Consider the following 9,942-nt stretch of genomic DNA (forward strand, 5'->3'; position numbering starts at 1 on the left):
GCCCCCGGGCCCACCGCTAGAACCCCCGGTCCGCCGCCCCGCCCGGCGGCGGACCGGGACACCCTCCCCCGCCCCTCCGGTCCCCTAGGAGCCGCCATGGCCTCCCCTCCCCCGCCCCGCCGCGCCCTCCGGCGCCGCGGTTCGCTCGCGCCGTACGGCTTCCTCGGCCCGGCGACCCTGCTGTTCACGCTGTTCTTCGCGCTGCCGATCGGCTTCGCGGTGTACCTGAGCCTGCGCGCCACCCGGGTGAAGGGCCTCGGCCTGGGCTCGCACGCCCGCACCGAGGTGTGGGCGGGGCTGTCCAACTACACCTCGGCGCTGGCCGACTCGGAGCTGCTGGCGGGCTCCGGCCGGGTGCTGCTCTACGGGGCGCTGCTGGTGCCGACGATGCTGGGCGCGGCGCTGTTCTTCGCGCTGCTGCTGGACGTGCCGCGGGTGCGGTTCGGGGCGTTCTCCCGGCTGGTGATCTTCCTGCCGTACGCGGTGCCGGGCATCGTGGCGTCGACCCTGTGGGGGTTCCTGTACCTGCCGCAGGTCAGTCCGGGCTACTACCTGCTGACCCAGGCCGGGATGAGCGGCCCGGACCTGCTGCACGGCAGCGGGCTGTACCTGGCGATGGCGAACATCGCGGTGTGGGGCGGCACCGGCTTCAACATGATCGTGATCTACACCTCGCTGCGGGCGCTGCCGGCCGAGCTGTACGAGGCGGCCCGGCTGGACGGCTGCTCGGAGCTGCAGGTCGCGCTGCGGATCAAGATCCCGATGGTGGCGCCGTCGCTGGTGCTGACCTTCTTCTTCTCGATGATCGCCACGCTCCAGGTGTTCGCCGAGCCGATGACGCTCAAGCCGCTGACGAACTCGATGAGTTCGACCTGGTCGCCGCTGATGAAGGTGTACCGGGACGCGTTCGTGCAGGGCAACATCTACTCGGCGGCGGCCACCTCCGTGGTGATCGCGGCGGCCACCCTGCTGCTCTCCTTCGGGTTCCTGAAGCTGGTCAACAAGCGTGCCAACGGAGGCAGTTGAGATGAGTACCACCACCGCTGCGGCCCCCCGCCGGACCGCCCCCGCGCTGCCCCCGAAGGCGTCCGCCCCGCGCCGCACCGCCTGGACGCCGACCCTGCTCCTGCTGCTGGGCGCGGTGTACTGCCTGGTGCCGGTGGTGTGGGTGGTGACGGCGGCGACCAAGAGCCGCCAGGAGCTGTTCACCACCTTCACCTACGCGCCGGGCACCGGCTTCTGGGACAACCTGTCCGAGCTGTCCTCGTACCGGGGCGGCGTGTACTGGCAGTGGATGGCCAACTCGGCGCTGTACGCGGGCGCGGGCGCGCTGCTGTCGGCGGCGGTGTCCGGCCTGACGGGCTACGCGCTGGCCAAGTACCGCTTCCGGGGCCGCTCGACGGTCTTCAACGTGCTGCTGGCGGGCGTGCTGATGCCGCCGATCACGCTGGCGGTGCCGCAGTACCTGCTGATGTCGAAGGCGGGCCTGGCGGACAGCTACTGGTCGGTGCTGCTGCCGAGCATCCTGTCCCCGTACGGCATCTACCTGTCCCGGATCTACGCGGAGGCGGCGATCCCGGACGAGGTGGTGGAGGCGGCCCGGGTGGACGGGGCGCGGGAGTGGCGGCTGTTCCGGAGCGTGGCGCTGCCGATGATGGTGCCGGGGCTGGTGACGGTGTTCCTGTTCCAGTTCGTGGCGATCTGGAACAACTTCCTGCTGCCGTACATCATGCTCGGCGACGACCACAAGTTCCCGGTCACGGTGGGCCTGTACTCGCTGCTCCAGCAGGGCGCGAACGAGCCGGCCCTGTACACCCTGGTGATCACCGGCGCGCTGCTGTCGATCCTGCCGCTGATCGCCCTGTTCCTGGGCATGCAGCGGTACTGGCGGGTCGACCTGCTGTCCGGCGCCGTGAAGTCCTGACGGGCCGCCACTACAGTGACCCCGACACCTCGATCTGCAAGGACCTGCATCCCGATGACGGAACCAGCGCCCCGCGGCCGGGCGGCCGGACGGCCGAAGCGCCCGCCGACCATCCACGACGTCGCCGCGGTGGCGGGCGTCTCGCGGGGCACGGTGTCCCGGGTGCTCCAGGGCGGACACAACGTCAGCCCGGCCTCGCAGCAGGCGGTGGAGGCGGCGATCGCCGAGCTCGGGTACGTGGTGAACCGGGCGGCCCGCAGCCTGGTGACCCAGCGCTCCGGCTCGGTGGCGTTCCTGCTGACCGAGCCGCAGGAGCGGTTCTTCGAGGACCCGAACTTCACCACCCTGCTGCGCGGTTGCACGGCCGCGCTGGCCGAGCACGACATCCCGCTGCTGCTGATGACGGCGGGCGACGACGCGGAGCGCCGCCGGGTCACCCGCTACCTGGCGGCGGGCCACGTGGACGGGGTGCTGCTGGTCTCCTCGCACCGGGGCAACCCGATGATCGAGCACCTGCGCGAGGCGGACATCCCGATGGTGTGCTGCGGCCGCCCGCTGGGCCAGCGCGGCCGGGTCCCGTACGTGGCGGCGGACGACCGGGAGGGCGCCAAGGACCTGGTGCGCCACCTGCTGGAGTCCGGCCGCACCAAGGTCGCCACCATCGCGGGCCCGCAGGACACCCCGGGCGGCGTGGAGCGGCTGTCCGGCTACCGCGAGGTGCTCGCCGAGTACGGCCTGCCGGCCGACGAGCGGCTGATCGCGGCCGGCGACTACAGCCGGTCCGGCGGGGAGGCCGCGATGCGCGAACTCCTGGACCGGGAGCCGGGGTTGGACGCGGTGTTCGTGGCCTCCGACCTGATGGCGGACGGCGCGCTGTCCGCCCTGGAGCACGCCGGCCGCAAGGTGCCCGAGGACGTCGCGGTGGGCGGTTTCGACGACTCCCCGGTCGCCCTGACCACCCGTCCGCCGCTGACCACCATCCGCCAGCCCTGGGACCGGATCTCCGCCGAGATGGTCCGCCTGCTGCTGCACCGGATCGCCGGCGAGGAGGCCCCGACGGTGATCCTGCCGACCGAACTGGTGGTCCGCCGCTCGGCCTGAGCGCCGAGCCCGGGCCAGTCCGGGTCGGCCCGTCCGGGCGGGCCCGGGCCTGCCCGATCCCGCCCGGAACGCTCCTGACGGTGCGTGCACCACAGGTGTTTCGTACCGGACACTTCCGATTTCCGTTCGACTCTGACAAAGTCGTCCGCTATCCGGTGCACCGGGCCGGAACGGGGGGACGGGAAGATGCTGGGCTTTGTGCTGCGCCGGCTGCGCGGACGGCTGCCGCTGGCGGCAGCGGTGCTGTTCACGGTGCTGACCGCCACCACGGTGCTGACCACGCTGGTGGCCTTCGACCGCACCGTCGCCGAGGCGGGCCTGCGGCGCGACCTGGCCGGCGGCGGCCGGGTGACGGTGCTGCTGAACGCGGACCACGCGCTGGACGCCAGGTCCGCCGACGACACCGGCACGGCCGCGCTGGGCGCCCGGCTGTTCGACGGACTGCCGGTCGCCACCCGGACGCTGGCCCGCAGCCGGGCGTACGGGCTGCCCGCCCAGCCGGGCGCGACGGCCCCGGCCCGCGAGGCGGACCTGACCGTGCTGGCCGCGCTGGACCACGGCGAGGTCCGTCTGACGGCCGGTCAGTGGCCGACCGCCGAGGGTGCCCCCGCGGGCCCGGGCACCGCCGGCACCGTGCAGGTCGCGGTGCCGGGCAGCGCCCTGCCCCGGCTCGGCCTGAGCCCGGACGCGCTGCCCGCGCAGGTGGTGCTCGCCGACCGGTACGGCGGCCTGCCGCTCACCGTCCGGGTCACCGGCGTCTACCAGGCCGCCGACCGGGACGCCCCGTACTGGCGGCTGGACCCGCTGGGCGGCCGGGAGATCCAGGTCCGGGGCTTCACCACGTACGGGCCGATGCTGGTGGACGACGGCGCCTTCGGCTCGGGCCTGCTGCCGCAGGGCAGCCGGGGCGCGCTGCTGACCGCCGACTTCACCACCGCCGACCGGGCCCGGGTCGAACGGGTCGGGGAACTCGCCGCCCGGCTGCCCGAACTGCTCAAGCAGACCGGCCCGGGCTTCCAGTCGCAGACCGAACTTCCCGCGCTGCTGGCCGAGTTGCGCTCGGCGACGCTGGTCACCGAGTCCAGCCTGCTGATCGGCGCGCTGCAGCTGTCGGTGCTGGCCGGGGCCGCCCTGCTGCTGGTGGTGCACCTGGTCGCGGAACGGCAGCTGCGCGAGGACGCGCTGCTCACCGCCCGGGGCGCGACCCGGCGACAACTGGCCGCCTGGACGGCGCTGGAGGCGCTGCTGCTGGCGCTGCCCGCCGCCCTGCTGGCCCCGCTGCTGGCCGGCCCGCTGCTGCGGCTGCTGACCGGCCGCGGCCCGCTGGCCGGGCTGCCGCTGGCGCACACCGACACCGCGGTGCGCTGGCCGGCGGCGGCGCTGTGCGCGTTGGCCTGCGTGCTGGTCTCGGCGCTGCCCGCGGTGCTGCGGCGCGACGGCGAGCGGCTGGTGACCCGCCGTCAGGCGGTGGTCGGCACGGTGGTCCGCTCCGGCGCGGACCTGACCCTGCTGGCCCTGGCCGTGGTCGCCTACCAGCAGCTCTCGGCCCGCACCGGCGGCCTCTCGGTGGACTCCGACGGCCGGCTGGGCATCGACCCGGTGCTGGTCGCGGCGCCGACCCTGGCGCTGTGCGCGGGGACGCTGCTGGTGCTGCGGGTGCTGCCGTTCGCGGCCCGGCTCGGGGCCCGGCTGGCGGCCCGCGGGCGCGGGCTGGGCGCGGCGCTGGGCGGCTGGCAGCTGGCCCGCCGGCCCGGGCGGGCGAACGGCCCGGTGCTGCTGCTGGTGCTGGCGGTGGCCACCGGCGTGCTGGCGATCGGCCAGCACACCGCGTGGCGCGACTCGCAGCGCGACCAGGCCGACTTCGCCGCCGCGGGCGGCCTGCGGATCCAGGCGTCGGCGCTGCCCGTGCTGGGCCAGGGCGGCCGGTACGCGGCGCTGCCGGGCGGCGGGCGGCTGCTGCCGGTGGCCCGGGTCGACCAGTCGCTGCCGGGCGACCGGCAGGGCCGGGTGCTGCTGACCGACACCGCCCGGGCGGGCGCCGAACTGCACGTGCGGGCCGACCTGTTCGACCACCGCCCGGCCGGGGAGCTGTTCGCCCCGCTGTCCGGTCCGCTGCCGGCCGGGGTGCCGCTGCCGGGCCGCCCGGCCCGGATCGACCTGTCCCTCACCGTGCAGGTCTCCGACCGCCCCGAGTGGGACCGCAGCGCGCTCCAGGCGCCCGACCTGTGGCTGCAGTTGCGCGACGGCTTCGGGACGCTGCACCGGGTCCTGGTGCCGCAGCTGCCCGTGCGGGGCGAGCTGACCGTCCCGGTCGACCTGGGCCCGCTGACCGCCGCCCCGCTCGGCTCGATCGCCGAGCCGCTGACCCTGACCGGCCTGGGGCTGACGTACCCCTCGGCGTGGGGCCAGAGCCACAGCGAGCTGACGCTGCGCCAGGTCTCGGTCGCCGACAGCGCGGCCGGGGCGGCCGTGCCGGTGCCGGTGCCCGCGGGCGCGTGGAGCGTGCAGGCCGCGGACGGCACCCCGGTGCGGGTGACCGGCGAGCCCGGCCCGGACCGGCTGCTGACCGTCGGCTACACCCCGGGCGAGCAGGACCACGGCGGCGCCCGGGCGCTGCTGCTGGCACCCGGCTCCACCCCATCGGGCCCGGAGGTCGAGGGCCTGGCCACCCGCGACTACCTGACCGCGGTCGGCGCCCGGATCGGCGACCTGGTCAAGGTGCAGCTGGGCAGCACTTCGGTGCCGGTCCGGATCACCGGGGCGGTCGGGGCGCTGCCGGTGTACGGCTCCACCGCGCTGCTGCTCGACCTGGCCGGCACCGACCGCTGGCTGGGCGACCGGGGCTTCGACGTCCCGGCGGTCTCCGAGTGGTGGCTGCCCGCCACCGGGCCCGGCGACCGCACCCCGGCCGAGGCCGCGGCGGCGCTGCGCGCGGGGCCGACCGCGCAGCAGTTGACGCTCCGGGACGAGGACGCCGCGGCCCGGCTCGGCGACCCGCTGAGCGCCGCCCCGCAGAGCGCGCTGGCCGCGCTGGCGCTGGCCGCCGCGGTGCTGGCCGCGATCGGCTTCACCGCCGCGTCGGCCGCCTCGGCGGCCGAGCGGGCCGGCGAGTCGGCGGTGCTGCTGGCGCTCGGCGCGCCCCGGCGGCTGCTGAGCCGCAGTGCCGCCGTCGAGCGGCTGGTGCTGGTCGGGATCGGCACCGGGGTGGGACTGCTGCTCGGCGCCGCCCTGGTCCACCTGGTGGTGCCGCTGGTGGTGCTCACCCCGGCCGCCCGCCCGCCGGTGCCCGACGTGCTGGTCGGCCTGCCGCCCGGCCAGGTGCTGGCGCTGGCCCTGGGCACCGCCGCCCTCCCCCTGCTGTCCGCCTTCCTGTTCGGCGGCGGCCGCCGCAACCTGGCCACCCGGCTGCGCTCCGCGGAGGAGAAGTGAGCACCCCGGCCCGCCCCCGTCCCTGTCGCCCCCGTCCCTGTCGTCCCTGCCCCTGTCGTCGCGGTCCGGCCGCCCGGCTCCGGTCCGTGGAGGAGAAATGAGCGCCCCGGCCCCCTGGGTCCGCACCCGGCTGCGCACCGCGCCGCTGGCGGCCCTGCTGACCGCCGCCCTGACGCTGGCCCTGGTCTTCCTGGCGGCCGGGCTGCCCCGGGCGCTGGACCGGGGCGCGGACAGCGCGCTGCACACCTTCCTGAACGGCGCCGGCCCGCTGGTCACCAACGTGTCGGTGTCCAGCGGCCTGCCCTCGACCGACGACCCGGCGAAACTGCTGGACACCACCTCGGAGCAGCTCACCTCCGTCATCGGCGGCGCGCTCCCGCTCGACCCGAGCGGCCCGGTGTACGGGCGCCGGGTCAGGGTGGCGCGTTCGGTGCCGGACCAGGGGCTGCCCGAACTGGACGGCGTGCCGCCCGAGTTCTCCCTGCTGTACCAGCACGGCCAGCAGGAGCGCTCCCGGTTGACGGAGGGCCGGTGGCCGGTCGGCCGCGGCGGCGCCGGGGAGCCGGTGCAGGTCGCCCTGTCCGCGGCGGCGGCCCGGGAGATCGGGATCAAGGTGGGCGACGTGTTCAGCACCGGCCCCTCCGTCCTGGCCCCCCTGGCCCGGCTGTCCCCGATGCCGATGCAGGTGGTCGGCCTGTACGAGGCCGTCGACCCGGCCGACCCGTTCTGGGCCGAGGCGGCCTGCGCGGTCAAGGCGTGCGTCAACATGGCGCCGCCCCCCGGCCCGGGGGAACCGCCGCGCCCGTACTGGTACGCCACGCCCCTGATCGGTCCGGAGGAGCTGCCCCGGGTGGGTCAGTGGGGCGAGGGCGCGGAGGACTTCTGGCGGCTGCCGGTGCGGGTGGCCGCGCTGCGCGCCGACCGGCTGGAGCAGACCTCCTTCGCGCTGGCCTCGGTCACCTCGGGGCCGGTCGCCGTCCGGGTGACCACGGGCCTCGGCCGGCCGGGCGTCCGGGTCGACTCCGCCCTGCGCGCCTCGATCGACACCGCCCGGCAGCGGCAGACCGCGATCGACTCGATCACCGCGGTCGGCCCGGCCGGGGCGGCGGGCGTGGCGGCCGTGGTGCTGTGCCTGGCGGCGGCGCTGGCCGCCGAGCGGCGGACGTCGGAGCTGGTGCTGCTGCGGGCCCGCGGGGCCGGGGCGGGCGGGGTGTTCCGGCGGCTGCTGGGCGAGGGGGCGGCGACGGTGCTGCCCGCGGCGGGGCTGGGGGCGCTGCTGGCGTTCGCGCTGCTGCCGACCGCGCGCTGGCTGCCGGCGGCGGTGGCGGCCGGGTCGGTGACGCTGCTGGCGCTGCTGGCGTTCCCGGTGCGGGCCGCGCTGCTGTTGCGCGGCCCGCGGGCCGGGGCCCGGCCGGGGCGGCGGCGGCTGGTGGGCGAGTTGGCGGTGCTGGCGGTGACCGCGGCGGCCGCGGTGCAGGTGGTGCGGCGCGGGGTGGCCCCGCTGGGCGAGGGGGTGGATCCGCTGCTGGTGGCGGCGCCGCTGCTGCTGTCGCTGACGGGTGCGCTGCTGCTGGCCCGGCTGCAGCCCGCGCTGATCGGGGTGCTGGCCCGTCGGGCGGGGCGGCGGCCGGGTGCGGTCGGGTTCCTGGGGCTGGCCCGGGCGGCCCGGGGCGGCGGGGGTCCGCGGTCGCGGCCCTCGGTGCTGCCGCTGCTGGCCCTGGTGCTGGCGGTGGGCTGCGGTGCGGTCGGGGCGACGGTGCTGGAGTCGGTGGCCGCCGACCGGGTCGTGGTGGCCAGGTACGCCATCGGCGGTGACGCCTCGGTGGGTGCCGCGCTGAACACCGCGCTGCCGGAGGCGTTCGTCGCGCAGGCGGGGCGGCTGCCGGGGGTGACGGACTCGCTGCCGGTGTGGATCGACGACGACGTGGTGCTGTCGGTGGGCGGCGGCACCTCGGTGCGGGTGAACGTGGTGGTGGCCGATCCGGTGCGGTACGCGCGGCTGGCCGAGGAGGCCGGGCGGGGCCGGTTCGACCCGGCGCTGCTGGCCGCCCCCGTGGACGGCGGGCGGCTGCCGGCGCTGGTGACCGGCGACCTGCCGAAGGGCGATTTCAGCCTGCGGCTGGCGGGCGGCGACGCGGCGGACATCCGGGTGGTGGGGTTCACCGACAACACTCCGGCGCTGACCGGGGCGGTCGGTACGACGGTGCTGCTGCCGGCCGGTCCGGCGGCCGAGTTCGTGTCCCGGCTCGGCGGTCCGGCCAAGTGGATGGCGCTCGGGCACCCGGACGACGGGCAACTGCGGGCGCTGGCCGAGCGGTTGCTCGGTCCGCCGGCCGCCGGGCTGCGGCCGGGCCACGTGGTGCGGACCGCGGCCGGGGAGGTCGCGGCGCTCGGCGACGACCCGTTGCAGGCTTCGGCGGTCCGGCTGTTCTGGGTGTCGGTCGGGGCGACGGCGCTGTTCGCGCTGCTGTCGGTGCTGCTGACGCTGCTGCGGGCCGGTCCGGAGCGGGCGGCGGTGCTGGCCCGGCTGCGCACGATGGGGTTGCGGCCCCGGCAGGGGCTGGCGCTGATCCTGGCGGAGGTGCTGCCGCAGTCGCTGGTGGCGGCCCTGGGCGGGGCGCTGACGGCGGTGTGCTGCCTGCTGCTGCTGGGCCCGACCGTCGACCTCTCGCCGCTGGTCGGTTCGGGCGTGTCGGCCGGGTTGCGGCCGATCGCCGGGCCGATCGTCCAACAGGCCGTCGGGCTGGCCGTGTTGGCGGCCCTGGCGGTGCTGGCGGAGGCCGCTGTGACGGCCCGTCGGCAGATCACCACCGAGCTGCGCGCGGGGGACGCCCGATGAACCGCGCATCCACCACCGAGCCCCCCGCAGGAGGGACGTCCCGATGAGCACTCCGACTCCGAGCCTGGAGGAGCTGCGGCGCAAGGCGCTGGCGGCCGCCGCGCCCCGTACCGTCGGTGCCGAACTGGCGATCAGCTGCGAGCGGTTGGTGCGGATCTTCAGCACCGACGGGATCGAGGTGCAGGCGTTGCAGGGCCTGGACCTGACGGTGGACCGGGGCGACCTGGTGGCGCTGGTCGGCGCGTCGGGCAGCGGCAAGTCGACGCTGCTGAACGTGCTGGCGGGCCTGGACGCGCCGACGGCGGGCACCGCGACGGTGGACGGCCAGGACCTGCTGGCGATGACCGCGAAGGACCGGCTGCGCTACCGGCGCGAGGTGGTGGGCTTCATCTGGCAGCAGACGGCCCGCAACCTGCTGCCCTTCCTGACGGCGGAGCAGAACGTGGCGCTGCCGATGCAGCTGCGCTCCGGCCACCGGGCGGCCAAGCGGCAGCGCGGACGCGTCACCGAACTCCTCGAAGCCCTGGACATCGGCGAGTTGGCGCACCGGCGCCCCGCCGAACTCTCCGGCGGCCAGCAGCAACGCGTCGCCATCGCCGTCGCCCTCGCCAACCAACCCGCCGTCCTGCTCGCCGACGAACCCACCGGC

6 protein-coding genes are annotated in these 9,942 nt (G+C 76.4%); all 6 read left to right on the plus strand.

The genetic code is table 11. The features are described 5' to 3' along the window. The first annotated feature begins 96 nt into the window (after positions 1-96). Entirely contained in the window at positions 97-1,026 is a 930-nt protein-coding gene (locus IH44_RS0136970; protein WP_030464225.1) for a carbohydrate ABC transporter permease, read from the plus strand. Between the two features lies 1 nt (position 1,027). Continuing rightward, positions 1,028-1,924 (plus strand): carbohydrate ABC transporter permease, encoded by an 897-nt coding sequence (locus IH44_RS0136975; protein ID WP_030464226.1) that lies wholly within the window; start codon positions 1,028-1,030, stop codon positions 1,922-1,924. A gap of 54 nt (positions 1,925-1,978) precedes the next feature. Beyond that, positions 1,979-3,025, plus strand: coding sequence for a LacI family DNA-binding transcriptional regulator (locus IH44_RS0136980; protein WP_030464227.1), 1,047 nt, complete (start codon positions 1,979-1,981; stop codon positions 3,023-3,025). A gap of 186 nt (positions 3,026-3,211) precedes the next feature. Further along, positions 3,212-6,454 carry an FtsX-like permease family protein gene (locus tag IH44_RS0136985; protein WP_157852595.1) on the plus strand — a complete coding sequence of 1,081 codons (3,243 nt, stop codon included), beginning with the start codon at positions 3,212-3,214 and terminating at the stop codon, positions 6,452-6,454. A gap of 97 nt (positions 6,455-6,551) precedes the next feature. Beyond that, positions 6,552-9,293, plus strand: coding sequence for a hypothetical protein (locus tag IH44_RS0136990; RefSeq protein WP_030464229.1), 2,742 nt, complete (start codon positions 6,552-6,554; stop codon positions 9,291-9,293). Between the two features lie 43 nt (positions 9,294-9,336). Next, positions 9,337-9,942, plus strand: a 606-nt coding sequence (locus IH44_RS0136995) for an ABC transporter ATP-binding protein (RefSeq protein WP_030464230.1), incomplete at its 3' end; no start/stop codon positions are given.

Origin of the sequence: Kitasatospora sp. NRRL B-11411 (assembly GCF_000721345.1) — a bacterium.
Lineage (GTDB): Bacteria > Actinomycetota > Actinomycetes > Streptomycetales > Streptomycetaceae > Kitasatospora > Kitasatospora cineracea.

What these genes read in the sequence shown, in the direction of transcription:
- IH44_RS0136970 (WP_030464225.1), top strand. Translation starts at nt 97, where the DNA reads ATGGCCTCCCCTCCCCCGCCCCGCCGCGCCCTCCGGCGCCGCGGTTCG.
- IH44_RS0136975 (WP_030464226.1), top strand. Translation starts at nt 1,028, where the DNA reads ATGAGTACCACCACCGCTGCGGCCCCCCGCCGGACCGCCCCCGCGCTG.
- IH44_RS0136980 (WP_030464227.1), top strand. Translation starts at nt 1,979, where the DNA reads ATGACGGAACCAGCGCCCCGCGGCCGGGCGGCCGGACGGCCGAAGCGC.
- IH44_RS0136985 (WP_157852595.1), top strand. Translation starts at nt 3,212, where the DNA reads ATGCTGGGCTTTGTGCTGCGCCGGCTGCGCGGACGGCTGCCGCTGGCG.
- IH44_RS0136990 (WP_030464229.1), top strand. Translation starts at nt 6,552, where the DNA reads ATGAGCGCCCCGGCCCCCTGGGTCCGCACCCGGCTGCGCACCGCGCCG.